This is a genomic window from Paenibacillus sp. FSL R5-0486, assembly GCF_037975155.1.
GTDB lineage: Bacteria > Bacillota > Bacilli > Paenibacillales > Paenibacillaceae > Paenibacillus > Paenibacillus amylolyticus.
Genome location: NZ_CP150237.1, coordinates 3,963,890 through 3,990,325, shown reverse-complemented (window position 1 = coordinate 3,990,325; position 26,436 = coordinate 3,963,890). Strand labels below are relative to the sequence as shown.

At 47.7% G+C, this 26,436-nt stretch carries 21 protein-coding genes; 17 read left to right on the top strand and 4 right to left on the bottom strand.

Annotation, left to right across the window (positions count from 1 at the left end; translation table 11 throughout):
• Nucleotides 1–41: 41 nt before the first annotated feature.
• The 6 genes from MKY01_RS17665 (at nt 42) to MKY01_RS17640 (ending at nt 9,160) form a co-directional block, all read left to right on the top strand.
• Nucleotides 42–1,322, top strand: coding sequence for an XdhC family protein (locus MKY01_RS17665; RefSeq protein WP_339282877.1), 1,281 nt, complete (start codon nt 42–44; stop codon nt 1,320–1,322).
• Nucleotides 1,288–1,935 carry a nucleotidyltransferase family protein gene (locus tag MKY01_RS17660; RefSeq protein ID WP_051449951.1) on the top strand — a complete coding sequence of 216 codons (648 nt, stop codon included), beginning with the start codon at nt 1,288–1,290 and terminating at the stop codon, nt 1,933–1,935. The genes MKY01_RS17665 and MKY01_RS17660 overlap by 35 nt, the downstream gene beginning before the upstream one ends.
• 290 nt (nt 1,936–2,225) lie before the next feature.
• A complete protein-coding gene (locus MKY01_RS17655; protein ID WP_339282874.1) occupies nt 2,226–3,140 on the top strand; it encodes an FAD binding domain-containing protein in 915 nt (304 codons plus the stop codon).
• Nucleotides 3,141–3,173: 33 nt separating this feature from the next.
• Nucleotides 3,174–5,702, top strand: a complete 2,529-nt coding sequence (locus tag MKY01_RS17650; protein ID WP_339282872.1) for a molybdopterin cofactor-binding domain-containing protein — start codon at nt 3,174–3,176, stop codon at nt 5,700–5,702.
• Nucleotides 5,699–6,217, top strand: coding sequence for a (2Fe-2S)-binding protein (locus MKY01_RS17645; RefSeq protein WP_036673756.1), 519 nt, complete (start codon nt 5,699–5,701; stop codon nt 6,215–6,217). The genes MKY01_RS17650 and MKY01_RS17645 overlap by 4 nt, the downstream gene beginning before the upstream one ends.
• A gap of 363 nt (nt 6,218–6,580) precedes the next feature.
• Entirely contained in the window at nt 6,581–9,160 is a 2,580-nt protein-coding gene (locus tag MKY01_RS17640; RefSeq protein ID WP_339282869.1) for a X2-like carbohydrate binding domain-containing protein, read from the top strand.
• Between the two features lie 82 nt (nt 9,161–9,242).
• On the opposite strand, the gene MKY01_RS17635 is transcribed toward MKY01_RS17640, so the two are convergent.
• A complete protein-coding gene (locus tag MKY01_RS17635) occupies nt 9,243–9,656 on the bottom strand; it encodes a hypothetical protein (RefSeq protein WP_282321149.1) in 414 nt (137 codons plus the stop codon).
• A 123-nt stretch (nt 9,657–9,779) separates the two neighbouring features.
• Between MKY01_RS17635 and MKY01_RS17630 the strand changes: the two genes are divergently transcribed.
• From MKY01_RS17630 to MKY01_RS17605, 6 genes are all read left to right on the top strand, one after another.
• Entirely contained in the window at nt 9,780–10,298 is a 519-nt protein-coding gene (locus MKY01_RS17630; RefSeq protein ID WP_282321150.1) for a GNAT family N-acetyltransferase, read from the top strand.
• A 691-nt stretch (nt 10,299–10,989) separates the two neighbouring features.
• Nucleotides 10,990–12,072 carry a class II fructose-bisphosphatase gene (gene glpX / locus MKY01_RS17625; RefSeq protein ID WP_036613775.1) on the top strand — a complete coding sequence of 361 codons (1,083 nt, stop codon included), beginning with the start codon at nt 10,990–10,992 and terminating at the stop codon, nt 12,070–12,072.
• A gap of 521 nt (nt 12,073–12,593) precedes the next feature.
• Nucleotides 12,594–13,643, top strand: a complete 1,050-nt coding sequence (locus MKY01_RS17620) for a LacI family DNA-binding transcriptional regulator (protein WP_339282867.1) — start codon at nt 12,594–12,596, stop codon at nt 13,641–13,643.
• Nucleotides 13,644–13,697: 54 nt separating this feature from the next.
• Nucleotides 13,698–14,870 carry a Gfo/Idh/MocA family oxidoreductase gene (locus MKY01_RS17615; protein WP_076317674.1) on the top strand — a complete coding sequence of 391 codons (1,173 nt, stop codon included), beginning with the start codon at nt 13,698–13,700 and terminating at the stop codon, nt 14,868–14,870.
• Between the two features lie 69 nt (nt 14,871–14,939).
• On the top strand, nt 14,940–15,665 hold the full coding sequence (locus MKY01_RS17610) for a ThuA domain-containing protein (protein ID WP_036613781.1): 726 nt from the start codon (nt 14,940–14,942) through the stop codon (nt 15,663–15,665).
• Between the two features lie 96 nt (nt 15,666–15,761).
• Nucleotides 15,762–16,868 carry a Gfo/Idh/MocA family oxidoreductase gene (locus tag MKY01_RS17605; protein WP_036613782.1) on the top strand — a complete coding sequence of 369 codons (1,107 nt, stop codon included), beginning with the start codon at nt 15,762–15,764 and terminating at the stop codon, nt 16,866–16,868.
• A gap of 168 nt (nt 16,869–17,036) precedes the next feature.
• On the opposite strand, the gene MKY01_RS17600 is transcribed toward MKY01_RS17605, so the two are convergent.
• A complete protein-coding gene (locus tag MKY01_RS17600) occupies nt 17,037–17,855 on the bottom strand; it encodes a radical SAM protein (RefSeq protein ID WP_036613783.1) in 819 nt (272 codons plus the stop codon).
• Nucleotides 17,852–18,436, bottom strand: a complete 585-nt coding sequence (locus tag MKY01_RS17595) for a bifunctional transcriptional activator/DNA repair enzyme AdaA (RefSeq protein WP_200868514.1) — start codon at nt 18,434–18,436, stop codon at nt 17,852–17,854. The genes MKY01_RS17600 and MKY01_RS17595 overlap by 4 nt, the downstream gene beginning before the upstream one ends.
• A gap of 190 nt (nt 18,437–18,626) precedes the next feature.
• On the opposite strand from MKY01_RS17595, the gene MKY01_RS17590 reads away from it, so the two are divergent.
• Genes MKY01_RS17590 through MKY01_RS17580 form a run of 3 tightly spaced genes read left to right on the top strand, consistent with a single transcriptional unit; the run spans nt 18,627 to nt 21,314 of the window.
• Entirely contained in the window at nt 18,627–19,607 is a 981-nt protein-coding gene (locus MKY01_RS17590; RefSeq protein WP_127549120.1) for a Gfo/Idh/MocA family oxidoreductase, read from the top strand.
• A gap of 30 nt (nt 19,608–19,637) precedes the next feature.
• Nucleotides 19,638–20,408, top strand: coding sequence for a class I SAM-dependent methyltransferase (locus MKY01_RS17585; RefSeq protein ID WP_255319859.1), 771 nt, complete (start codon nt 19,638–19,640; stop codon nt 20,406–20,408).
• A 12-nt stretch (nt 20,409–20,420) separates the two neighbouring features.
• On the top strand, nt 20,421–21,314 hold the full coding sequence (locus MKY01_RS17580; RefSeq protein ID WP_076250366.1) for an NAD-dependent epimerase/dehydratase family protein: 894 nt from the start codon (nt 20,421–20,423) through the stop codon (nt 21,312–21,314).
• Between the two features lie 237 nt (nt 21,315–21,551).
• On the opposite strand, the gene MKY01_RS17575 is transcribed toward MKY01_RS17580, so the two are convergent.
• Nucleotides 21,552–22,568, bottom strand: a complete 1,017-nt coding sequence (locus MKY01_RS17575; RefSeq protein ID WP_127549122.1) for a LacI family DNA-binding transcriptional regulator — start codon at nt 22,566–22,568, stop codon at nt 21,552–21,554.
• Nucleotides 22,569–22,979: 411 nt separating this feature from the next.
• Here MKY01_RS17575 and MKY01_RS17570 point away from each other — a divergent pair, with 411 nt between their 5' ends.
• Both MKY01_RS17570 and MKY01_RS17565 read left to right on the top strand, forming a co-directional pair.
• Nucleotides 22,980–24,770, top strand: coding sequence for an L-fucose isomerase (locus MKY01_RS17570; protein ID WP_036673744.1), 1,791 nt, complete (start codon nt 22,980–22,982; stop codon nt 24,768–24,770).
• 124 nt (nt 24,771–24,894) lie between these two features.
• On the top strand, nt 24,895–26,385 hold the full coding sequence (locus MKY01_RS17565) for a rhamnulokinase family protein (protein WP_127549124.1): 1,491 nt from the start codon (nt 24,895–24,897) through the stop codon (nt 26,383–26,385).
• Nucleotides 26,386–26,436: the final 51 nt, after the last annotated feature.

Here is a 26,436-nt window from a genome sequence, read left to right as displayed (position 1 = left end):
CGAAGGAAGTTTATGCAATTCCAGAAAGGATGGAGACCGCTATGGAAATGCATGATCTGTGTGCAATTGCAGCCCGTGAAACGCGCTGCGTGCTCGCAACAGCGATTAAGGTAGAGGGTCATGCTTACCGTAAGCAGGGAGTCTCTATGCTATTGACCGAGGATGGCAAAATGGTTGGCAGTATCAGTCCGGGATGTCTGGAGAGTGATCTTCAGGCCCGGGTGAGCCATGTGCTGGATACGAAGCAGATGGAATTCGCGGAATACGACATGCGTCCCGAGGATGATCTGTCCTGGGGTGAGACGATTGGCTGCGGCGGACTCGTTGTTGTGTTGCTTGAACCCGTGTGTGGTGAACTCCGATATACGTTGCAGAAGATGCAAGAGTGTTTTCAATCCGGTGCTGCAACAGCGTTAACCCGAACGTTCCAAGATGGTTACACAAGGGTTCGATATGGCTGGAGACGGATTGAACCAACGGGTCCCCGGCGCCAGCCAATCTTGCGTCCTTCGCTCGTCCCACCTCATGATCGCGTGACGAACAATAATCCAGCTTCATTGCAGGTTGATGTACAACACAGCAGTGGTAATATCAAGCATGAACATACGGCATCAAAACAATATTCTCCCGACATACCTCGCCTTACGCTTGTGCCTGAAGTGGTACCTGTTTTGTCAAACGAATCTCACTCTTCCCATCTATCCGGTGATTCACAACATATCTCTGAGTCTGATGCTGAAATAGCGACAAACAACACGGTTTCAACGAATCCCTGGGACCTCCCGCAGCAACTTACTTCGCTGTACACGCCTAAACCTCGCCTGATTATCATCGGAGCCGGGAATGATGTTATTCCTGTTGCCAGACTCGCCCAATCCGCAGGATTCCGTGTTGTGGTAGCCGATTGGCGAGAGTCCTTGTGCACCTCGGAAAGGTTCCCAGAAACTGAACTTATACTTGGTTTCCCATGTGAGATCATGCCTCAGTTAAACGTAAACAACGGAGATTATTTGATTTTAATGAGTCACAATTTTCCCCGCGAACGTGAACTGTTGGAGATGGTAGTGGACTGTGAGTACGCGTATCTTGGCATCATGGGTTCCAAAACACGAACAGCCCGTCTGCTGGATGGCTTACCACCGTTGAAATATGTGCATTCTCCCGTTGGTTTGAGCATCGGAGCAGACGGTCCCGAACAGATCGCCATCAGCATTGCAGCGGAATTGATCGCATGTAAACATAAGGTTTCTTCCTTGAGTTCTGAGGTGCAGAGGGGGAGCGTTGCACATGCGAATGACGGGCATAGTTCTGGCAGCTGGTAAGAGTCGTCGCCTTGGTCGGGATAAACTCTCGGTTGTCATGCCTGACGGAAGGTCACTGGCTGCATGGTCATTGGAAGCTGCGTTGAATTCGGAGCTAGATCAAGTGGTCTGTGTGGTCAAACCGGAAGATTCGCTGGCATGGCTACCTGTAAAATGGTTTGATTCTGCTACCTATGCCTACCATCCCACAGCGAGACTTCGAATTGTGGTCTGTGCTGACTATGCCTGCGGCATGGCCAATTCTCTTCATTCTGGCGTATTGTCGGCCATGCAGTACAAACCGGAGGGCATTCTCATGTTACTGGGTGATCAGCCTTTATTAAAAACGCAGGATATTAATCGGGTGACTACAGAACTGGCTACCCACAAGTTATGTGACTATGTCGCAGCTACCGACGGTGAGGGAGGCAAGCCGCCCGTTGCTTTTCGCTCCCATATGTTCGGCCCTCTGTTGTCCTTGCATGGAGATGAGGGGGCACGCAAGATTATGCGCAGCGCTAACTATTCAGGTGTACATGTACCACTGTCTGAGACTAGTTTCTGGGATGCGGATACAGAACCGGAATTGGAACGCATTCTGAGTCATGTATATGAATCACAGCAGACAGACTAAATAACAGGAGAAGATTATTAACTATGTATAATTTAATAACATGATCAGGTCAGCCAGGCAGTCTGGTTGGCCTATTTGTCTTCTTTTCACGTATGGTGAAAGAGAGCCAATGTTAGCTTTCGATAGATCGTGATGCATCAAGCACAAATAAAACGCAGGTTTTATACATTTATCCAAAACGATGTAAAGGTAATTGACGTTGCTGCTGAACTCTCATATGATTTGAAGAATTATTTGGATCAGACGGTTGAATTTCCTGCCCAAGGAAGAGAGAGAAAGGGGATGCAGCGATGGTAACACCGGCATACGGTTCTGGAGCCATGCCATCGGTATGGCAACCTGAGAACCTGCAAGAACTGCAAACGTTAAGAAGAAGACTCAAAGGAATATGTTGTTTCACGGCAGGTGGAACATTGCTACGAACCCAGTGGGAGGGTGGCTTGGTTCCAGCGCCTGAACATATGATTAGTCTGGCTCGTATTCCTGAAATGAGCGGTATATCTATTCGTGGAGATGAGATAGTCATTGGAGCAATGACCCGATTAAAGGAATGTGCTGCACAAGCGTTGCTGCATCAACTGCCGATTCTGCAAGAAGCTGTGAATGCAATTGCGGCCCCTTCCATTCGTAATGTGGCAACCATTGGCGGGAATATTGTGTCCGGAGTAGGGGATACGCTGCCTGCTTTGCTTGTATATGATGCGAAGCTGCACTGGTTGACGGACAGCGGCATTGAGATCCGCAGTGTGTCTTCCTGGCTTCAGGGTGGACGGAATGGCAGCCGTAATCCAGGGGATGTATTAATCTCGATTCATATCCCGATGAGACCGTCATCTCTGCTTGATGTGGACAGTGAGCAGAGACATGCAACACGAGAAGTTTCCTTTTACCGCAAGCTGGGTCGACGGGAGACGTTCAGTGCTTCGCTGGTGACGGTTGCGTTATACGGTGAGATTGATTTGGATAACCGCTGGACCAAGATTGCGATTGCGGCTGGTGGAGGCTCAGGCATGGCGATGCGACTTCTGGATTCGGAACGACAGCTTCTTGGTAGCGAAGCTACTGTTATGCAAGCGGCGACTCTTGCAGTTGCTGTGACTGACGAATTTACGACGTATGGCGATGCATTTGCAACAGAACATTATCGCAAACAGACCGCGGGCAACATGCTTGGCGCCGGGCTATGGGAAGAACTTCACGAATAGAAGACTTCGATCACACAAAGGGGGAGAGGCATCATGCTGCTGAATCGGAAACAGAGCGGGAAACGCTGGCACCTGCGGCCAGATGGGGCACCCAAAGTTACAGGCCAGCTTCAATATCTGACGGATATGACGCTACCTGACATGATCCATGGCAGAGTATTGCGAAGCGAATATCCTTATGCTCGTATACTGTCTATAGATACTTCGGAAGCTGAGGCATTGGAAGGTGTCTATGCGGTGCTGACCTCCAAAGATGTGCCTGGTCTGAATCGTTTTGGCATAGCGACCCCGGATCAGCCTGTGTTCTGCGAGGATATTGTACGTTATGTTGGGGATGCCATTACAGCGGTAGCTGCGGATTCCCCGGAACGTGCGGCGCTTGCACTGGATGCGATCCGTGTAGTGTATGAGGAACTCACACCTCTGAATAGTACAGACGCTGCCTTGGCTCCAGGTGCACCAGAGCTGCATGAGCATGGACCAGGTAATGTGCTGCATCGGACGGAGATCAAACGTGGAGACGCCGAGCAAGCTTTTGCCACGTGTGATCATATCGTGACAGAGACGTATTATACGCCTCGCCAGATGCATGCGTACATGGAGACAGAAGGTGGCCTGTTTGTCCCGGATGAAGAGGGAAGGCTGAATGTATACGCGGCAACGCAACATGGCTATAAAGACCGGATGCAGCTTGCACGCATTATTGGCTGTCCTGAAGAAGATATCCGGGTGGTGTCTTCACCGATTGGTGGTTCGTTTGGCGGAAAAGATGAACTAAACGTACAGCCCTATGGTGCACTACTGGCCTTGAGATGCGGACGTCCTGTGAAAATGCATAATTCTCGTAAAGAATCCGTGCGTGCAGGACTGAAACGTCACCCAATGAAGATTGAAATGCAGACCGGCATGAGTCGAGAAGGCATCATCCAAGCGCATCGTGTCCGTATAACAGCAGATACCGGAGCGTACGCCACACTTGGTGCACCCGTACTGAACTTCTGTACCGAGCATTGCCTTGGACCGTACGCTATTCCAAATGTGGATGTGGAAGGCGTATCTGTATATACGAATAACGGGCTGTCAGGTGAGTTTCGCGGATTTGGCGGGAATCAGGCGATTTTTGCCATGGAAGGCCAGATGGATCGACTTGCAGCAATCATGAACATGGACCCTTGGGAGTTCCGCAGACGTAATATGAGGGAAAAGAATGATCCTGGACCACTGAATCAACGCATTCTGGTTACGGATGGACTGTCCCAAGTGTGGGAGGCATTGGATCGCTCCGAACTGTGGCAAAAACATCAGAGTCACCCGGCAGATCCTGCTCTGCCGCCGTGGATCAAACGCGGAGTCGGAGCAGCCATCGCCATGCATGGTGCAGGGCTGGGTTATGGCATTCCAGATCCTGCAGGAGGCCGCCTGTCCCTGAACAACGAAGGCAAGATTGAGGTGGCGTTCAGCTACGAGGAATTTGGTCAGGGGCTCATTGCAACGCTGGAAATTATGTTATGTGATCTGTTCCAATGCAGTACATCGGATCTCAGTATTATCATCGGCGATACGGATCGTGTGCCCCACAGCGGATCAAGTACAGCTTCACGTTCAACAACGATGGCATGGATGGCTCTTCAACGCTTGCAGACTCCATTTCGTTCCCGTGTTCTCGCTGTCGCGTCTGAAATGTCAGGCGTTCCGGCAGATGAACTGTTAACAGGACCTGGTGGTATATGGCGCAAAGGCCAGCTTCCTGCCGAAAGTTCAGAAGTAGAAACAGATGTGCAAAGAACAGGAAAGAGCGAGAAGAAAGTAGCATTGGCGCTGGAAGGCGTAAATCAAACGTCTGAAGAAGCAGGAAAACTAGAGAAGGCTGAAAGAACTAAAGTGGCTGATATCGTTGCTGGAGGGACTGAAAGTGATCAAACTGCTGAAAGTAGTTATTTAGGTGCATCTCAATACCTGGCGAAACAGGGAGTTTCATCAGGCTTATTGATCTCGTATGCTGAACTCGCAACGCAGGGCGAAGCCGATGAATGGATTTTTGATACAAAGTTTGATTACCCAACTACGCCAGACAACGTGGTAGGCGGGCATTATTTGTATACGTATGCGGCGGTTGCGGCAGAGGTAGAAGTAAATACATTGACCGGCGAAACCAAGCTACTTGATACACGCCATGTTGTAGCGGCAGGCCCGGTTATCAACCCTATGGGTTATATCGGACAGATTGAAGGTGGCAGTGTCATGGCGCTTGGATTCACGTTAACGGAGGATGCGGTCATGCAGGACAGCCGTTATGTAACCACGAACCTCGACACGTATCTGATCCCAACCATTCAGGATATTCATACCAATCTGGAGGTTGAGGCTATTGAAGACTTGCCCGAAGGGGATTCATTTGGCCCTAGGGGGATCGGTGAGATAGGCTCCGTTGCGCTTGCGCCGGCCATAACAGCTGCAATTCACCAGGCGACAGGCGTATGGGTTAACCGTCTTCCTGTACCGAGGGAACAACTGGTCAGACCTTTAAATGTACCTTTGCAGGAAGGAGTGAGTCCATCATGAGTAAGCCACTTGAGAATCACTGGACAGCCGTTGTGAATGGCGAACAGAAACATCTGGAGATCGCGCAAACAACCCGACTTGTCGATGTGCTTCGGACTCATTTGCAACTAACGGGTACCAAAGTATCCTGCGAAGTTGGTCGCTGCGGCGCATGTATGGTTCTGATGGATGGAGAACCCGTGAATTCCTGTCTTGTCATGGCTTATCAATGTGAAGGCAGTGACATTATGACGATTGAAGGTCTGCACGGCGAGGAGAAAGGCACTCTGCATCCAATTCAACAGGCTTTTGTAGAGGAAGGTGGTTTTCAGTGCGGCTACTGTACTCCAGGCATGGTGATCTCAACCAAGGCATTACTGGATGCACATCCTGAGCCTTCTCAAGAACAGATTGAAACAGGATTATGTGGAAATCTGTGTCGTTGTACCGGCTACGGTGGCATTATTCGGGCGGTACGCAAGGCAGGGGAACGCTGTGTGGTAAAAGAAACGTCTGCCGAGGAAACCGTAAGTTGAGGCGGGATCTAGGCCGAAGATATAAGCAAGGACAATTGAAGAAACATACGTGAAAAAGCATCCGAATAGGAATGCTTTTTTTTGTTGTTTATCAGTTTTTCTTTCAAGTACACATCTAATGTGAGATGAAGTTTCATACGCTAAATTGATTGGATTATGAACCGTTTTCGTCAATTATCAAGTCGGAAGAGAGAAAGGAGATATAATGTTCAAAGTACTGGTACAAAAGAAGTTTAAACATTTAAATAAACCATATATTTACAAAAATTGATGCGCATGCTATGTTTAAAATGAAAGCGCCATCATGAATGGGTTCATTGACATTTCATTATCATATTTCACTTGGGAAGGAAGATGGAATTGATGAAAAATTTGCTCAAAAAGGCAACCGCAATGATGCTGGCATTGGTCCTACTGCTTGGATTAATGACAGCGCCCGTTCATGCAGACACACCATTGTTCACCATCGAAAGCGAAAATGCTCAGCTCACCCCGGATCTTCAAGTGGTTACTTCAATCTATGGGCAACCCAAGCCCGGATTCTCAGGGGCCGGATTTGTCTGGATGCAGAACTCTGGCACATTAACCTTCACAGTAACTGTCCCGGAAACCGGCATGTACGCGATCTCCACACGATATATGCAGGAGCTCAGTGCAGATGGCAGGTCACAAAATTTAATCGTGAATGGTGTTACGAAAGGGGCGTTCATGCTACCTTACACGACAACATGGTCAGACTTCGATTTTGGCTTTCACAAGCTGAATCAGGGTGCCAACACGATTGAGCTGAAGGCTGGCTGGGGCTTCGCGTATTTTGATACTTTTACAGTGGATCATGCTGATCTGGATCCCCTGAATGTGCAGCCAGTTCTCACTGATCCTGAAGCTACACCTGAAACTCAAATTTTGATGAATTATTTAACGGAGGTATACGGAAACAACATTATTTCTGGTCAGCAAGAGATCTACGGAGGAGGGAATGACGGAGATTCGGAGCTTGAATTCGAGTGGATTCATGATCTGACTGGAAAGTATCCGGCTATCCGTGGCTTTGATCTGATGAACTATAATCCGTTGTATGGTTGGGAGGACGGTACAACTGATCGCATGATTGATTGGGTGAATAACCGTGAAGGTATTGCAACCGCTTCCTGGCATATCAATGTACCTCGTAATTTCAATACGTATGAGCTTGGGGACTTTGTGGATTGGAAAGAGGCGACCTACAAGCCAACAGAAACGAATTTTAATACAGCCAATGCGGTAATTCCCGGTACCAAAGAGTATCAATACGTGATGATGACCATCGAGGATCTGGCAGAACAATTGCTGATTTTGCAAGATAACGATGTGCCAGTGCTTTTCCGTCCGTATCATGAAGCAGAAGGCAACGGCGGGCTGAACGGGGAAGGTGCATGGTTCTGGTGGGCTTCAGCAGGCGCAGAAGTGTACAAAGAGCTATGGGATCTGCTGTATACCGAACTGACCGAGACGTATGGCTTGCATAATCTGATCTGGACCTACAACAGCTACGTATACAGCACTTCTCCTGCCTGGTATCCGGGCGATGATCAGGTAGATCTCGTCGGATATGATAAATACAATACGATCTACAACCGTTATGACGGTTTGTCCGGTGTACCGAATGAAGATGCGATTACCTCGATTTTCTATAAGCTTGTTGAATTGACGAATGGTACCAAAATGGTAGCCATGACGGAGAACGATACGATCCCAAGCGTGAAAAATCTGACCGAGGAGAAATCAGGATGGCTGTACTTCTGTCCTTGGTATGGCGAGCATCTGATGAGTTCTGCTTTTAATTACCCGGCAACATTGAAAACGCTTTATCAAAGTGATTATGTCATTACGTTGGATGAGCTGCCAAATCTAAAGGTTAACAATCCCAACCCCAATGCATCCATCACACCTGGAAACGTTGAATTTGACAAATACACACCCAATCAAAGCGATAAAACCGTAACCGTGAATGCAAACGGCAATACGCTAACTGCTCTCCGGGCAGGCAACAATGCGTTGACCGCAACGACAGACTATACCTTGAACGGAAACACATTGCTACTGAAAAAATCTTATCTGGCAACCCTGCCAGTTGGTGAGCATCCGATTGTTCTGGATTTTAATCAAGGTCAGGACCCTGTGTTAAAAGTCAAAATTGTGGATTCAACACCGGGTACAAATGCTGTGATCTCTCCTGTAAATGCAACATTTGATAAAGCGACGAATTCAGCACAGGATATTACCGTATCTCTCACCTTAAACGGCCGTCAGCTTACAGGCATCACAAAGGGGAATGTTACACTTGTATCAGGTCAGAATTATACAGCATCCAGCTCTGCTGTTGTTCTGAACAAATCCTATCTTGCTACACTACCGCTGGGCCAGAACGTATTGACCTTTCACTTCAATGGAGGAAATAACGCTGTGCTAACGGTGAACGTAGTAGACAGTACCGTTACTGTGCCAGCAGGGGATTTGACGATTCAAGCTTTTAACGGCAATACAAGTGCATCCACTAACGGCGTCTCACCCAAGTTCAAATTGGTCAACTCAGGCAATTCGGATATTCCGTTAAGTGATGTAAAACTTCGGTATTACTATACAATTGATGGGGAGGAAGCTCAGAGTTTCTGGTCCGACTGGGCCAGTATGGGCAGTGCGAATGTAACGAGCAATTTCGTTAAACTGGCGACTCCAGTTGCCGGAGCGGATCATTATCTGGAAGTGGGCTTTACAAGTGCGGCGGGATCACTGAATGCGGGCCAGAGCGCAGAGATTCAAACACGCTTTTCCAAAAACAATTGGTCGAATTACACACAGACTAACGATTACTCGTTCAAGGCAACCGGTAGTCAGTTCGCAAACCATGATAAGGTTACCGGGTATGTGAACGGTCAGCTGGTATGGGGAATTGAGCCGTAAAGGTAGATAGCACGTTTAATGGGCTGGATCAGGGGTTGAACCTCTGATTCAGCCTTTTTATGGTGTAGAAGGTGTACACCGATTAGACGGAATGTTCTTTATCACTTTTAGTATGTGACGATGTATCCATATCTGTTAATATGCGATCTATTATCCTTTTCGTATGGCCCATGATGAACTGAAGAAGCACACCTGCACAACATACGGTTATCAACGTTCCAACCCCGATTGGCCCACTGAGCAGAAACGCCAGAATTAAAAATACAAGGTAAATGAATGTTCTCGATACAAATAAGGGAGTTTGAGTGATTTCATGCAAGATTAATGTTAAGCGGTCAATCGGAATGGGTGCAAAATTGGTCTGTAAAAGCCCTACATGATGTGACAGCCCTACCAGAAGTGCATCAAACGGTGAGGTACCCAGTTCAGATTGGATGGTAAGGGAAATGCCAAGTGTTAAGATGAGAATACCTGCGACAAAAAGTATATATTTCAAATTCATTCAACCTCTTTTTTGATATTATGTTGCAAATACAACAAAATTGAGCTAAATTCAATGTAACCCTTTTTTAGTGCATTTGCAACAAACGATTAACTTGATAAAGGAACGTGAATATAGATGACGATTCGTATAGAGATATGTACCATTGAACATGTATGTGAACTGCAGGAGATTAGTTATGAGACGTTTAATGAAACGTTTAAAGCGCAAAATTCACCCGAAAATATGAAAGCTTATCTGGAAAAGGCATTTAATAGGGTGCAATTAGAAACTGAACTGTCCATTGCGGATTCACAATTTCTTTTTATTTATGTCAACCACAAAGTGGCAGGGTACATGAAGGTAAATATCAATGATGCTCAGTCTGAGAATATGGGTGTGGAATCTCTTGAGATCGAGCGTGTGTACATCAAGAAAGAGTTCCAAAAACATGGCTTGGGTAAAGTGCTGCTCCATAAAGCCATAGAGATGGCAAAAGAACATCACAAAAAGAATATTTGGCTAGGCGTGTGGGAGAAAAATGAAAATGCCATTGCATTTTATGAAAAGATGGGGTTTGTACAGACAGGAGCTCATGCTTTTTACATGGGAGATGAGGAACAGATTGATTTTATAATGACCAAAAAGATATTGTAACTGGATCATCGAGTGAAAAGCTTGGGAGAAAAATGCTATTGAGCAGAACTCTTTCGGGCTTTTTCATGTTTTGCCAGAACCGTTGAATCATAAAATGAAGAAATTGGCGAAGGTTAATACATAACAAATATTATGTAAACTTATTATTTTCGATGACCTTCATAAGCTGCATCTATGGCTTTAGCAAAAGTTAAAGGCCTGATTAATATATAACTGGCAGTATAATTTTGCTCAATAATCTTGAAGGTAATAGGCTGATCTCAAGGATAGTCATTACAATTTATTAGTTTATTTCTACGTTTGGAGAGTCAGCCGAAAATCGTTTTCGTTTGTAGTCTGTTAGATAGCGTTACGTTCTTAATAATCAGTATATAAGTTGTATATACCTCATGTTAAAAGAACTTTTTACGCATGAAACGGACGTGTTAATCCACCATGTTAAATTATTTAGTTTTCGAGCGGAAAATGGAAAATAAAATTAATATTTTAAGTAAGAACTCAGGAGGATTGGACTCTTAAAACCAGCCGAAAAAAGGAGCGAAATCGATCAATATATTAATTGGATAAATAAGGTATATATCGTTAAAAAGGCGCTACTACGCCGATTAAAGATCAATTTCATATGGATTTGCGATGGATTTAATACCGCTTTCACGTTATGCTTTTGGAAATTGGAAAGGAAGTGGGAAAAATGGAACGCGAACTGGCGTTGGAAATTGTCAGAGTAACAGAATTGGCTGCGTTAGCCTCAGCACCTTGGATGGGACGAGGCGACAAGAACAGTGCAGATGAAGCGGCTACTTTGGCCATGCGCGCCATGTTCGATTCCGTGTCCATTCGCGGCACGGTGGTAATCGGTGAAGGAGAAATGGATGAAGCACCCATGTTGTACATCGGCGAGGAAGTGGGCAACGCTGAGGGCCCCGAGGTTGACGTGGCTGTAGACCCGCTCGAAGGTACAGAAATCGTGGCCAAAGGACTAAACAACGCTCTATCGGTTATTGCAGTGGCGGGAAAAGGTAACCTGCTCCACGCACCGGACATGTATATGGAGAAACTGGCGGTAGGGCCTGCGCTTGTAGGCAAGGTCAGCATTGAAGACCCGGTTGAAGTCACACTGGAGAAAGCCGCTGCCGCATTGAACAAAAACATCTCGGACCTCACTGTGATGATTCTGGATCGTGTGCGACACGAGAGTACCATCAAGACGCTACGCAAGGTTGGCGTACGGATCAAGTTTCTCAGTGACGGTGATGTTGCGGGTGCGATGGCACCGGCCTTCCCGGAGGCGGGCATTGATCTGTATGTCGGATCTGGAGGAGCGCCAGAAGGTGTGCTGGCTGCCGCAGCGCTATCTTGCCTTGGGGGTGAGATCCAAGGTCGTCTGATGCCTGCCAACGCAGACGAATTCCAGCGCTGCTTGCAGATGGGGATCGATAATCCCTACAAAGTGTTAACGATGCAGGATATGATCGGCACGGAGGATGTCATTTTTGCCGCAACAGGTGTGACGCCAGGTGAGATTTTGGGAGGGGTAAGGTATCTTGCGGATGATCGCGCCGAGACGGATTCGATTGTTATGCGTGCCAAAACCAAAACAATTCGGTTTATTCGTTCCCAACACTTCCTGCCGAACAAAGAAGTGCTGCACAAAGTAAGACAGCTCCAATCCACACCAGAACCCTCGGATCGTATTCCGAGTCATGCGAAAACAATGGAGCAGGCTGAGTTTAGTCAATCCTCCGTTGATCTTGGCGTTACAACGACGTTGTGAGCTACACTCCCCATAATTGAACAAACAGGATCAAACTGAAATCGTTGTAGTGAGTTTGATAAGTAATTTGAACCCCTAAGGTTACAGGGCACGGATTCAATGAAAGTACCATCTCTGGAAGATAATAATGAGGGCTTGGATTAACCCAAACCCTCATTATTTTTTTGTGTTAAAAGCATTGACAACGGTTACATGGCATGAGAAAATGTACGCGCGTACATAAATATCGATTTTTAACCATTTTATGATTTAATGATGAGCTATATATGTTGAACTAATCATTTGCACGATAACGGAGAGGACAGAAAAAACCTGAAAAAGCAAAGCGTTCGCCTAAAAGCTTTCTGAAGGAAAGCTACATCGGAAGCATACGCTGGAAGCATACGCTATCCCCGGATTTTCCCCTTTAGAAAAAAGGAATCGAAAAATCTGGGGATAACAGCGATTGGAAGGTTGTTCTGTCATCGTAGTGTCAGTGTAAATAATCTTTAGTTCAACTTATATAAAAGGGGGTGAAATTCATGGCATCTCGTAAAGAAGTGGCTGATCTTGCGGGTGTTTCCGAGGCGACGGTCTCCCGGGTGCTTAATGGGGTAGGTCCTATTAAAGAAGAGACACGCCGCAAGGTTCTTGAAGCTTCCGAACAGTTAGGCTATGTGCCCAGCGCGCTTGCTCGCAGTTTTGCCAGAAGTAAAAGCGGAAACCTTGGCGTGGTATTACCTTATGTTCCGAAGGCGCATCTGTTCTCGGCGTATTTCTTCTCGGAAATGCTGAGTGGGATTGGAAGCAAAGCCAGAGACAATAGCATGGACCTGTTGGTTATGTTCCGAACACCCGGTGAAGTGATGAATTATACGGATTTGTTCCGGCGACAGAAAGTGGACGCTTGCATTATCCTTGGTGCCAGAGATGATCATGAAGAACTGGCGGCCATGCAGCAACTTCATCAGGAAGGACACCCATTCTGTGTCATGAATCAGCATTTTGAGGGCCAATCGTTCACGGAAGTGGATGCGGATCATGTGGAAGGAAGCAGACTTGCCATACGTCATCTTACGGATCAGGGGTATCGCAAAATCGCTTTTCTCAATGGTCCAGACAGCTATTCCAACAGCCAGGAGCGAATGGAAGGCGTTTGTCTTGGCCTGCAAGAAGCAGGTATGGAGCTGGAGCCGAGTCTATTGCTTAAAGGGAATTATAGTAGAAGAAGTGGCATTGAGGCGGCAACGATTGTAGCAGATCGCCTACATGAGATTGATGCTGTATTTGCGGCCAATGACCGGATGGCCATTGGTGTCATGCATGGTTTACGTGAGCGGGGAATAGGGCCTGCGGATTTTCCGGCATTTGTGGGTTATGACGACTCCGATGCCGCCGAGATGGCGGTTCCGCCGCTGAGCAGCGTCAGGGTTCCATTTTTTGAGATGGGTGAACTTGCAGTATCGAAGCTTATGCATGGGTCTGTGGGTGATACACATGAAGCGAATAACTCTGTTGTAGCGGTACCCAAATCTGCGAGAGCGTTGTTGCCTACCGAACTGATTATCCGTGCTTCTTCTATCCGTCAATAGTTTATTGGTACACATATTGAAAGACTTTTTATTATTCCAAAGGAGGAAATGATCATGTCAAATCGTCTTCGTGTCGGAATGGTTGGATACAAGTTTATGGGGAAGGCCCACAGTAATGCCTATCGCAGTCTGCCGATGTTTTTCCCATCTGCTCCGTTGCAACCTGAGATGTCTGTGATCTGTGGACGTAACGAGCAGGGAGTGCACCAGGCAGCGAATCAGTTCGGTTGGTCCGAAAGTGTAACGGATTGGCGTGAACTGGTAAAGCGGGATGATATCGATCTGATTGATATTAACGCACCAAGTGATGCCCATAAGGAAATTGCGTTGGAAGCAGCTCGTCAGGGCAAGCATCTGTTCTGTGAGAAGCCTCTGGCCCTGTCGCTTGCGGATTCGCGTGAGATGCTTCAGGCAGCTGAGGATGCTGGAGTCGCACATATGGTCGGGTTCAACTATCGTTTCTCACCAGCGGTGCAATTAGCGAAGGATCTGGTGGAGAGCGGACGACTGGGTAAGATCTATCATTTCCGTGCATTTTTCCTTCAGGACTGGATTATGGACCCTTCGTTCCCGCTGGTATGGCGTTTGCAAAAAGAAGTGGCTGGCTCTGGTTCCCACGGGGATCTGGGCGCGCATTTAATCGATCTGGCTCGTTTCCTTGTTGGTGAATTCCAGGAAGTCATCGGCATGAGCGAAACCTTCATCAAAGAACGACCGCTTGCAGCCGAGATGACCGGACTAAGTGCCAAGGGCAGTTCAAATGCGGATGCACCGAAAGGAGAAGTAACCGTCGACGACGCTACGTTGTTCCTGGCACGATTCGCAGGAGGTGCGCTGGGCAGCTTCGAGGCTACACGTTTTGCAGCGGGGCATCGCAGTACGAACTCGTTTGAGATTAACGGCAGTCTCGGCAGTGTACGATTTGATTTTGAGCGGATGAATGAACTGGAAGTGTATTTCACAAAGGATGAAGAGGACGTACAGGGATTCCGCCGTGTACTGGCGACCGATCCGGCACATAAATATGCTGAAGCCTGGTGGCCTGCTGGACATACGATTGGATTCGAGCACACGTTCACCCATGAAATGCTGGAGCTGGTGACAGCGATCTCTGAAGGACGCCAACCATCACCGAGTTTCCACGATGGGGTCGCGTGTCAGGCTGTACTGGAAGCAGTAGAACGTTCGGTAACAGAACGGCGCTGGGTGACGCTTGAAGAGATGTGAGCAAGCAAGACAGTGACGTCAGAAATAAGGTTGAACACATAAAACTAGGCGAAAGCGAGTGAATAAACGATGAGTAAAGCACTGATTGTATGGGGCGGCTGGGATGGACATGAACCGGAGCAGGTAGCAGCGATATTTGAGCGTATTTTGAAGGAAGAGCAGTTTGAGGTTGAAGTCTCGAATACGTTGGAGTCTTATGCGGATGCAGAGAAGCTGCTAGGTCTGGATCTGATCGTGCCGTTGTGGACAATGGGACAGATTGAGCAAGAACTCGTCAATAACGTATCAGCGGCTGTTCAGAGCGGTGTGGGCTTGGCTGGTCTTCATGGCGGGATGTGTGATGCCTTCCGAAATAACGTAGACTGGCAGTTTATGACGGGTGGACAATGGGTTGCCCATCCAGGTAACGATGGTGTGGAGTATATGGTGAACATGAAGCGTGGCTCTAGCCCGTTATTGGATCATATTGAAGATTTTCAGGTGAAAAGTGAACAGTACTACCTGCACGTAGACCCGGCAGTGGAAGTGCTGGCAACAACTCGTTTCCCAGTGGTAACTGGTCCGCATGCAGCGAATGGGCCCGTAGATATGCCTGTTGTCTGGACGAAACGCTGGGGTGCAGGACGGGTATTCTACAACTCACTGGGACATCATGCAGACATTGTAGACATGAAACCCGTGACTGAAATGATGCGCAGTGGGTTCAAATGGACAGCAGCAGGCAAAGAACTTGCCAAGAGTCGAGTAAGTTCAGCAACCGAAGTGTACACAGGTATGGCGGACAACCAGAACTAATGAGATTATAGTTTGATTGCAAACGTAACTTCAGTGTTAACCATTCATCCTTAATGGATAAACCATTTCTGATCCACGGCGAAGGGAGCCCCAGGTATGAAAACAATGAAAGTAGGCATTATTGGCTGCGGTAAAATCAGCGGTATTTATATGGAAAACTGTAACCGGTTCGAGGTGCTGGAACTTGTTGCTGTTGCGGATCTCGACCGGAAACGTGCCGAGGAGCAGGCAGCAGCCTATAACGTCCCTAACGTATACAGCGTCGACGAAATCTTGGCTGATCCCGAGATTGAGCTGATCATCAACCTGACGATTCCTTCCGTTCATGCGAATGTATGCTTGCGGGCGCTTGAATCTGGCAAACATGTTTATGTAGAAAAACCGCTCGCGGTTACCCGTGAAGAAGGGCAGGCCGTGCTCGAAACAGCGAAGCGTAAAGGATTGCTCGTGGGTTGTGCACCAGAAACGTTCTTTGGTTCAGGCATCCAGACTTCACTTCAATTGGTGGAGGAAGGGGTAATCGGCAAGCCGGTGGCGGCGACCGCATTTATGATGAGTCGTGGTCATGAGCACTGGCACCCAGATCCGGAGTTTTATTACGCGTCAGGCGGTGGGCCAATGTTTGACATGGGTCCGTACTACCTCACCGCATTGGTCCAACTAATGGGCCCGATCAAGTCAATTGCAGGCATGACGGGTAAAGCCATGGAAGAACGGACGATTACGAGTGAGAAAAAGAGAGGTCAGACGGTTCCCGTCGAAATTCCAACTCACGTTACCGGTCTGTTACAGTTTGAACAGGGAGCCATTGGCACACTGATTACAAGTTTTGACGTATTTGGCGGAAGTGCATTGCCACCGATTGAGATATATGGCACGCACGGTACATTGCAGGTACCTGACCCCAACACCTTTGGTGGTCCGGTTCGTTATCGCTTGCTGGGTGAACATGAATGGACGGAAGTTCCGCTCCTCCCAGGATATCAGGAAAATACACGCGGCATCGGTGTGGCAGATATGGCCTATGCAGCACATAGTGGACGTGCACACCGTGCGAGTGGGGAACTGGCATACCACGTACTTGAGGCCATGTGGGCATTCCACGATTCATCAGATGAACAGACGTTCTACCAGATGAAAAGCTCGTGTCAGCGCCCGGCTGCATTGCCGGTGGATCTGCCATTGTATACATTGGATAAATAAGATAGCCATTATGACTTATATCATGATAAACAGCCCCTTTTCCTTCGAACAAGGAAAGGGGCTGTTTTTTATTAAATCAAAAAAATCTGGGAATAACAGCGATCGGAATGTTGTTCTGTCATTGGAGTGTCCAGTGTAAATATTCTTTAGTCCAACTTATATATCCATTTAGGGCTCAAATCCCGCCTGACTGATCCAGATCTCATCCTCGGCAAAATAGTCTTTCATCCGCTGAACTACAGTCTGATACGCATCTGGATGATACCAATGCTCCATCCCCACTTGCTGATAGAGCGACTCCATGCCGAGTCGCCGGGTTCGCTTGCCCTCGCTGCCATCGCCCATGAAATAATCGTCAATGCATACACGCTGAACCAGAGGTCTCAAGATGGCAGCAAACTGTTCACTGCTGGGTAATACGGGAGCAATCGCAACCTGCGTTGGTATTCCGGCATCCCGCAACTGTTCCAGTGCACGTAATCGGCCTGCAATTGGGGGAGCGGAAGGACTGAAATGCTTCCGCATATCGTCCAGATCTGTCTCCACCGTCATACTGACCCGAACCCGGTCACCTAACTGTTGTAACAGATCTATATCCCGGGTAACGAGTGGACTGCGGGTCTGGACTAATACAAAATCGGGTGGATGCTGTAACATGGTTTCAAGCAATGAACGCGTGATACACTCCTTGTATTCGGCGGGTTGATACGGGTCGGTACTGGATGACATGAACAGAGTGACTTTCCCTTTGGTCTGGGCACGCTGCAACTCTTTGGCGAACACCCGGGAGGCCTCTTGTTTTACATCCACCCAGCTCCCCCAATCCTCTTTACGAAATAGGGAGACAGGCATCTGTCTGACATAACAATAAGAACAACCGAAGGCGCAGCCTGTGTAAGGATTCAGTGTATGTGTATAGCCATTAAGGAACCCTGTCCCCTTGTTGAGTAACGTTTTGGGTACTTTGTAAGTAAGATTTGTCTTCATAAGTTCTCATGCCTTTCGCGGTAGTGTGCAGGTGTGAGACCTGTGTGTTTGCGAAATACAGTAATGAAATAAGCTGAGTTAGGTATACCGACATGGCGGCCAATATCGGTGACGGTAAGTCCGGTATGTTCAAGCAACTTCCGGGCTTCGGTAATTCGTTTATCCTGAATATATTGAACCGGTGTGCGGCCTGTAATCCGCTTGAACACACGATGCAGATGATAAGGACTGCCATGACTTACAGTGGCAAGGACATCCAAGGTTAGAGGTTCGGCGTAATGATGTTCGATGTAATCCGTGATCCCGTATATCCACTCCTGATCAGGTACCCGCTCGCCTGTAGGTTTACAACGTTTGCAGGGTCTGAACTTTCGTGCCAATGCTTCTTCAACATGTTGAAATATCAGCACATTTTCAGCTTTGGGTGCTCTGGACTTACAGGAAGGTCGGCAAAAGATACCCGTTGTCTGCACACCGTAAAAGAACGTTCCATCATAAGAATTATCGTTGTGGATGATGGCGTGCCAGTATTTTTCATCTATAGATTCGGGCAGTATGCGATCTTGATCTCGACTTTCCACGGTGATCACCTCATCTCTAATTATACCCTTGATTCGAAGGGATTGACGAAGTTCTAACTTAAAAAGCAAGATATCAATATTTGGGGATATGGCCCCTTCCTTCAATCTGAACGAAATATGAGCTACAATATACAGGATGGAAGTGGTTTATATCTCAAATGAAATTTATAGATGAAAGAGGTAGGTAAGCATGGTTCGTTTTGGAGTAGTGGGTACCAACTGGATTACAGAAAGGCTTCTTGAAGCCGCAGCACAGGTTGAAGGATTCAAATTGACCGCTGTGTATTCCAGAACTGAAGATAAGGCTAGTGCATTTGCAGATAAATATGATGTTGAACACCGCTTCACCGATCTGGAAGAGTTGGCGGCAAGTGATGTGATTGATGCAGTCTACATCGCAACACCGAATACGGTTCATGCGGAGCAGGCTGAGCTTTTTCTGAGAAACGGTAAACATGTATTGTGTGAGAAACCTCTGGCTGCAAATAGCGCCGAAGTTCGGAGTATGATCGATACAGCACGAGAACACGAGGTTCTGCTCATGGAAGCGATGAAATCGACCCTTGTTCCCCAGTTCAAAATGGTGCAGAAGAGCCTGCATAAAATCGGTCCTGTCCGCAAATATGTAGCAGGATACTCTCAGTATTCTTCGCGTTACGACAAGTACAAAGAAGGGATTGTCCTGAACGCGTTCAAGCCTGAACTCGCTAATGGAGCGTTAATGGATCTCGGTGTGTATTGTCTCTACCCATTGATTACGTTGTTCGGTGAACCTAACCGGGTTCAATCCCAAGCGATGATGCTTGAATCTGGCGTGGATGGACAAGGTAGTGTGCTGCTGGACTATGATGGGATGGATGCGGTCGTTACATACTCCAAAATCTCCAACTCTCATCTACCAAGCGAAATCATGGGTGAGCTGGGCAGCATCATCATTGACAAGATTGGCTCACCGGAACATGCAGAGATACGTTACAATGACGGTACGGTGGAGCAGCTCACAGTCGAACAAAACCATCCGGCGATGTATTATGAAGTGGAGGAGTTCGTGAATCTGGTTGAGCAGGGCAAAAAAGAGTCTGACATGAACACGTATGAACGCTCTTATGTGACGATGCAGGTCATGGATCAGATTCGGAAGCAGATTGGGCTTGTGTTCCCCAACGATTGATTCAAGCGCAGGAAAGGAAGCTGAGACGAGATGAGTAGAGATGAGCAGAGCAACAGTAGAGTAGAGAAGAAGAACCGTAGAGAAGGTAATAGGTCCAGTAATTCTGGCGGTTTGGAACTGTCACAGATCGTTTTCATAGGAAGAACCTTCGAGGAATATATGAAGATGTTCAACCTGACGGTGGACGAGATTAATGGCAAGTCTATTCTGGATTGTCCAGGTGGAGCATGTTCGTTCAGTAGCCAGGCGCGCAAGTTGGGTGCTGATCCCGTGGCCGTGGATATTGCCTACGAATACGAGATCGACGAGCTTGAAGTAAAGGGATTTCAGGACATTGAGCATACGATGAAACAGATGGAACCCGTGCAAGGGATATATGTGTGGGATCAATTTGGATCAATCCAGGGGTTAAAGGAAGAACGAACTCGTGCCATCACAGATTGCATCGCAGATATGAGAATGTTTCCTGACCGTTATGTGGCGTCTGTGCTCCCGGATCTACCCTTTGCAGATGAACAATTCGATCTGACGTTATCCGCCCATTTCCTGTTTACTTATGCGGATCGATTGGATGTTGATTTTCATGTTGCAACCGTAATGGAGCTGCTGCGTGTGACCAAACAAGAGGTTCGCATTTTTCCAACAGTGGATCTGTCTGGCGAACGTTACAAGCACATGGATGAGTTGAAATTAATACTCGAAGAGCTTGGGTACACGGTATCCGAAGAACCAACTTCATATGAGTTTCAACGGAATGCTCACACCATGCTTCAAATTGTTAAACATAATCGAACAAGATAGGAGGTTTTTTGGATGAATAAAGTTCTTATACTTGGGGGTACACGTTTTTTTGGTAAACGTCTGGTGGATCACTTGCTGTGGGAAGGGAAGTCTCAGATCACAGTCGCAACTCGTGGTAAAACGGATGTTGACTTCGGACCCGAAGTAAACCGAATCAAGATGGATCGTGAAGACCCGGAATCTCTGGCAGAGGTTGCACAGACAGACATGTGGGATGTTGTGTACGATAATATCTGTTATTCCCCAGATGCGGCGAAAGCGGCATGTGAAGCTTTTGCAGGACGCACCAAAAGATACGTTCTGACATCCACACTCTCGGTGTACGGTGATCCCAGACCTGGATTTAAGGAAACGGATTTTGACCCGTATACATATCCATTACAGTATGGGAGTGCGGAGGATTTTTCGTATGGAGAAGGCAAACGGCTTGCGGAGGCCGTATTTTTCCAGGAAGCGGATTTCCCGGTTGTTGCGATGCGAATTCCAATTGTACTCGGGATTGATGATTATACGAGAAGACTTCATTTTCATATTGAACATGTGCAAAAAGGAAAACCGATCGGCATGCCAAATCCGGATGCGGAGATTGGATTTATCAATTCCACAGAAGCGGCAAGATTTCTCGCTTGGCTTGGACATTCGTCCATTACCGGTCCGGTGAATGCAGCTTCCAAGGGTGCGATTACGCTGTCAGCCATGATACATCTGATCGAGACGGTAACGGGCATGCAGTCCCAGATCCTCACGGAAACGGTGAAAGAGGACATGTCACCCTTCGGAATTGAGCAATCATGGACGATGGAGACGACCAAAGCTGAACAAGCGGGATATACGTTCGAAGCTCTGATGGACTGGTTCCCGGGACTCGTTCGTGAGGTAGCTCTTGCATTACAGTCGGAGCGGTAGAATATCGGCATGGATGGAACTGAAATGAAACGACGAGCCTGAATGAAACAGACTAACCAAACGGCTCGAACGACGAATTATTTCAGCGAATGAACATCAAACAGGGTGCAACCAGAGTGTAATCTCCGGTGCACCCTGTTTATGTTGTACATTTTTACGAATTTGAACGGGACCTAATTTAGATAAGTGGGACTAATCTTTTACACGATATTATTTAGTCAACTCACGCGCTTAACTCTATTTTTGCTCACGTGGAGCAGCAGCTGAAGCACGTATGCGCAGTTCTGACGGTAAAATGGCGGTTTGGGCTTCGGAAGGGGCCTTGCCTTCAATCCGGTCAATCAGCATCTGTACGCCCTGAAACCCAAAGTCATATGCTGGCTGTGCAGCTACAGTCAGGAAAGGATCGAAGGCAGAAGCCAGATCCAGATCGTCGAAACACACAACAGAAATGTCTTCTGGTACACGTAGTCCCCGTTTGCGCAAAAGCCGAATGACCCCAATCGCCAGCATGTTGTTGGCTGCAAAAATGGCTGTTGGTTGATTTGGTTGAGAGAGTAGTCGATCGAGTCCCTCTACATCACTGAAATCCCGGTACCCGGTTCGAAGCACAAGCTCGGGATCAATATCAGCTCCGGCCTCTCGTAAACCCGCTATATAACCTTCCTCCCGCAGTCTGGCGGTAGAAACCTCCGAAGAACCATTGACCAGTGCAATGCGCCGGTGGCCCAATTGCACCAGATATCGGATCAACTCAATCGCGCCTTCCCGGCTATCTCCAGCAATGATATCTGACGTAATGCCAGGTACGGTGCGGTCTAGAAAGACAAACGGAATGTGACGTTCCTGCAGCTGTTTCAGATGTTGGAGAGAACGATCTCCCGCTGGGGCAAAGAGTACACCATCCACACGAGTAGACAGAATCGCATCTACATAATCCTTTTCCTTTTTGTAATCCTCGTCACTATTGCCGAATAAAAGACGGTACCCACGAAGATGGGCTGCATCTTCAGCACCACGCGCCAGTGTTGTATAAAAAGGGTTGGTAATATCCGTAATAAGCAGGGAGAGCATCTGGGTTCGTTGAAGCACAAGGCTGCGTGCATTGGAGTTCGGGATGTAACCCAGTTCGTCGATCACCTGTTGCACACGTTCACGTGTCGCGGAACTTATACGGCCTGTATGATTAATGACCTTGGAGACCGTCATGGCGGAGACGTTGGCTTTTTTGGCAATATCGTAAATGGTAATCATTAGAATCTAACCTTTCCGCAACATAGTCTTACCATTCTATAGGATAATGTCAATTGACAGCAAGATAGGCTCGTGCTATGTTAGGGTTACCGATAACCCTAAAGGGTTCTGAACGTCTTTACTACATATACCATTTCGTTGAATTCGCTCATGCACGTTCCATTTTCTTGAATAGAGGAACTACATACATAGCTAATTATTGAAATGGTTTATTGTTATTTTTTAAATATGTAAACGTATTCAAACTAAAATAAGGCTCTTGGTAATCTGTGTATGCAGCTCTTGCGTGCCACCCGGGTATCGGTTGTATTTCCGTCATTATTTCATTCCAATCAATGCATATGGATCAGACAGAAGGTTTCTCAATTCAACCCAAATTCTATGAAACGAATTGAAGGAGGACATTCCAGTATGACACATCAGGATTATCGTTATAAACAGGCTTTTCCCAAGATTGGTATTCGTCCCACGATTGATGGAAGACGCAAAGGTGTTCGGGAGTCACTGGAAGAACAAACGATGAGGATGGCGACATCTGTTGCGGAACTGCTTGCAGCTGAACTGCGTTATCCTGACGGCTCCGCGGTGGAGTGTGTTGTGGCCGAGACCTGTATTGGCGGAGTGGCTGAAGCGGCCGCAGCATCAGAACTATTCAGCCGTTCCAACGTTGGCGTAACGATCACCGTGACACCATGCTGGTGTTATGGTACGGAAACGATGGATATGTCACCATCCATTCCTACAGCCATCTGGGGTTTTAACGGAACTGAACGTCCGGGTGCAGTATATCTGGCAGCGGTACTCTCTGCCCATGCACAGAAGGGGATTCCGGCCTTTGGGATCTATGGAGAAGATGTGCAGGACGGCGGAGATACAACAATTCCCGATGACGTGCGTGAGAAATTGCTCCGGTTCAGCCGTGCAGGTCTTGCAGCCGCGACCTTGAAAGGGCAAGCCTATCTGTCTATTGGATCAGTATCCATGGGGATTGCAGGTTCGATTGTGAACGATTCATTTTTCCAAGAGTATCTGGGCATGCGTAATGAATACGTGGATATGAGTGAACTCACTCGTCGTATCGAAGAAGAAATCTACGACCCCGAGGAGTATAAGCTCGCACTGGCCTGGGTGAAGGAGAATTGTAGCGAGGGTCCGGACAACAACGCTGCCCATCTGCAAACGGATCGCAAACGCAAAGAGTACGAATGGGAAACCGTTGTGAAAATGACCCAAATTGTGCGTGACTTGATGGCGGGCAACCCAAGATTGGCAGAGCTTGGTTTTACAGAGGAATCGATGGGCCACCACGCGATTGTATCCGGCTTCCAGGGACAACGGCAGTGGACAGATCATTCACCTAACGGAGATTTTCTGGAGTCGATATTAAACTCTTCCTTTGACTGGAATGGCAAACGTGCGCCTTATCTGGTTGCAACGGAGAATGACAGCCTGAACGGGGTATCGATGTTATTCGGTTCGCTGCTGACGCATACGGCGCAGATCTTTGCTGATGTGCGTACGTATTGGAGTCCGGATTCAGTACAGCGTGTGACGGGGCACCAGTTGGAAGGAAACGCAAAGGATGGCATTCTGCATCTAATCAACTCTGGTTCGGCAGCCTTGGATGGCACTGGACAACAGTCCAGAGATGGTAAGCCTGTACTCAAGCCATTCTGGGAAATTACAGATGAGGAAGTTCAGGACTGCCTGAAAGCAACATCATGGAGACCGGCATCCGTAGAGTATTTCCGCGGGGGCGGCTATTCAGCGGATTTTCTGACCAAAGGTGGCATGCCTGTAACGATGACACGTCTGAATCTGGTCAAAGGACTGGGACCAGTGTTGCAAATCGCTCAGGGTTACACGGTCGATCTGCCTGAAGATGTGCATGATACGCTGGATCAGCGGACAGATCCAACCTGGCCATCCACCTGGTTTGCACCTGTTCTAACCGGAGCGGGAGCGTTTACTTCCGTATACGAAGTCATGAATCAATGGGGCGCCAACCATGGCTCCATCTCGTATGGACACATCGGTGCTGATCTGATTACGCTTGCTTCCATGCTTCGCATTCCGGTAAATATGCATAATGTACCTGAAACGGAAATTTTCCGTCCGCGTGCATGGGGATTGTTCGGCACAAGTGAGCCGGAGAGTGCAGACTACCGTGCTTGCAGTGTGTTTGGCCCGTTGTATCGTTAAAATAAAGTTCCATTCCTGTCAAAAGCCATGTTCCTTGTGAGATGAGGTAACATGGCTTTCTCTTGAAAGCTGTGCTCAGAACTCGAATACGGCTTATCGCGAAGAGTTAAGGAGGCTTGAAAGAATGGGCAATCAAGCAACACATGTGCTTGCTGCCGATTACGGCGCCGGGAGTGGACGCGTAGTCCGTGGTTCTTTTGATGGAAACAGACTCTCGTTACAAGAAGTGCATCGATTCAACAATGAACCCGTGCAGCTGGGGGACGGATTGTATTGGGATTTCTTGCGACTTTTTCATGAATTAAAACAAGGCATTGTGAAAGGGACGCAAGGCATCACTCCATCGGTCCGTTCTATAGCAGTGGACACGTGGGGAGTGGACTATGGACTGGTGGATGGTGCAGGAAGGTTGTGCTCGAACCCACGTCACTATCGGGAAGCACGCAACGCACAGTGGATGGAAGAAGTTCTGCACATGGTGAAAGAAGAAGAACTGTATGCCATGTCAGGCGTTTTGCCGCAGCAGATCAATACAGTATTTCAACTGCTAGGCAGTGTACGAGAGCAGGCCGAAGGTTTGCGTCCGGATGTGCGCATGTTATTTATGCCAGATTTATTTCACTATTATCTATCCGGTCAGCAGGCTTGTGAGTATACGATTGCAAGTACTAGCGGGCTGTTGCATGCAGGAGAGGCGCGTTGGAATGAACATCTGATCGGGCGTCTCGGTATACCGAAAACATTATTTCCAAAACTCGTTCAACCGGGTACCGTGCTGGGTGATTTAACAAATGAGTTGTGCGCGGAGTTACGGACTGGACCGATGCAGGTAGTCTCTGTGGGCTCACATGATACGGCATCTGCCTTGGCAGCAATCCCTGCGAATGATTCGGATTTCGCTTTTATCAGCTGTGGTACCTGGTCTCTTATGGGGGTGGAGCGTGATACACCTGTATTGGATGACCGAAGTCGTACACTCGGATTCACCAATGAAGGGACGGTAAGTGGAAAAGTACGCACCCTGAAAAATCGTTCAGGCTTGTGGCTGCTACAGGAATGCAAACGGCAATGGGAGCGGGAGAATCAACTTTTTACACATGAAGAACTGATTCAATTGGCTACCTTGGCAACGCCGCATCAAAGTTATGTATCGCCGGGAGATGGCGTGTATTTGGCGCCAGGAAATATGGCTGAACGAATACGGCAACAATGCAGTCTCACCGGACAGACTGTGCCTGAAACGACTGGAGCGATTGTGCGCTGCATTCTGGAAAGTCTTGCATTGGAATTCAGACAAACGCTGGATGAATTGCAGTTGATTACAGGTACAAGACCTCGTGTCATTCATATGGTTGGTGGCGGTGTGCACAATCGACTATTATGCCAGTTTACAGCCAATGCAGCCGGTGTCCCGGTAGTGGCAGGCCCGGCAGAGGCGACTTCAGCCGGGAATTGCATGCTGCAATTCCTTGCGCATGGAGAAGTGAGTAGTTTGGCCGAGGTACGGGAGGTCATGGCTGCTTCCTTTTCCCCCGAGACCTATGAGCCTGAGGATACAGAGCTGTGGCAGGAAGCTTATGAAAACTACCAAAGTCTAAATCAAATCAACAGGTAATAAATAGATTCAATGCAATGAGCATTGACGCAAAATGCTAAAAAGAAAAGT

What these genes read in the sequence shown, in the direction of transcription:
- MKY01_RS17600 (WP_036613783.1), bottom strand. Translation starts at nt 17,855, where the DNA reads ATGAAGACAAATCTTACTTACAAAGTACCCAAAACGTTACTCAACAAG.
- MKY01_RS17580 (WP_076250366.1), top strand. Translation starts at nt 20,421, where the DNA reads ATGAATAAAGTTCTTATACTTGGGGGTACACGTTTTTTTGGTAAACGT.
- MKY01_RS17645 (WP_036673756.1), top strand. Translation starts at nt 5,699, where the DNA reads ATGAGTAAGCCACTTGAGAATCACTGGACAGCCGTTGTGAATGGCGAA.
- MKY01_RS17590 (WP_127549120.1), top strand. Translation starts at nt 18,627, where the DNA reads ATGGTTCGTTTTGGAGTAGTGGGTACCAACTGGATTACAGAAAGGCTT.
- MKY01_RS17640 (WP_339282869.1), top strand. Translation starts at nt 6,581, where the DNA reads ATGAAAAATTTGCTCAAAAAGGCAACCGCAATGATGCTGGCATTGGTC.
- MKY01_RS17620 (WP_339282867.1), top strand. Translation starts at nt 12,594, where the DNA reads ATGGCATCTCGTAAAGAAGTGGCTGATCTTGCGGGTGTTTCCGAGGCG.
- MKY01_RS17605 (WP_036613782.1), top strand. Translation starts at nt 15,762, where the DNA reads ATGAAAACAATGAAAGTAGGCATTATTGGCTGCGGTAAAATCAGCGGT.
- MKY01_RS17665 (WP_339282877.1), top strand. Translation starts at nt 42, where the DNA reads ATGGAAATGCATGATCTGTGTGCAATTGCAGCCCGTGAAACGCGCTGC.
- MKY01_RS17650 (WP_339282872.1), top strand. Translation starts at nt 3,174, where the DNA reads ATGCTGCTGAATCGGAAACAGAGCGGGAAACGCTGGCACCTGCGGCCA.
- MKY01_RS17655 (WP_339282874.1), top strand. Translation starts at nt 2,226, where the DNA reads ATGGTAACACCGGCATACGGTTCTGGAGCCATGCCATCGGTATGGCAA.
- MKY01_RS17660 (WP_051449951.1), top strand. Translation starts at nt 1,288, where the DNA reads ATGCGAATGACGGGCATAGTTCTGGCAGCTGGTAAGAGTCGTCGCCTT.
- MKY01_RS17585 (WP_255319859.1), top strand. Translation starts at nt 19,638, where the DNA reads ATGAGTAGAGATGAGCAGAGCAACAGTAGAGTAGAGAAGAAGAACCGT.
- MKY01_RS17615 (WP_076317674.1), top strand. Translation starts at nt 13,698, where the DNA reads ATGTCAAATCGTCTTCGTGTCGGAATGGTTGGATACAAGTTTATGGGG.
- MKY01_RS17565 (WP_127549124.1), top strand. Translation starts at nt 24,895, where the DNA reads ATGGGCAATCAAGCAACACATGTGCTTGCTGCCGATTACGGCGCCGGG.
- MKY01_RS17575 (WP_127549122.1), bottom strand. Translation starts at nt 22,568, where the DNA reads ATGATTACCATTTACGATATTGCCAAAAAAGCCAACGTCTCCGCCATG.
- MKY01_RS17630 (WP_282321150.1), top strand. Translation starts at nt 9,780, where the DNA reads ATGACGATTCGTATAGAGATATGTACCATTGAACATGTATGTGAACTG.
- glpX (WP_036613775.1), top strand. Translation starts at nt 10,990, where the DNA reads ATGGAACGCGAACTGGCGTTGGAAATTGTCAGAGTAACAGAATTGGCT.
- MKY01_RS17570 (WP_036673744.1), top strand. Translation starts at nt 22,980, where the DNA reads ATGACACATCAGGATTATCGTTATAAACAGGCTTTTCCCAAGATTGGT.
- MKY01_RS17610 (WP_036613781.1), top strand. Translation starts at nt 14,940, where the DNA reads ATGAGTAAAGCACTGATTGTATGGGGCGGCTGGGATGGACATGAACCG.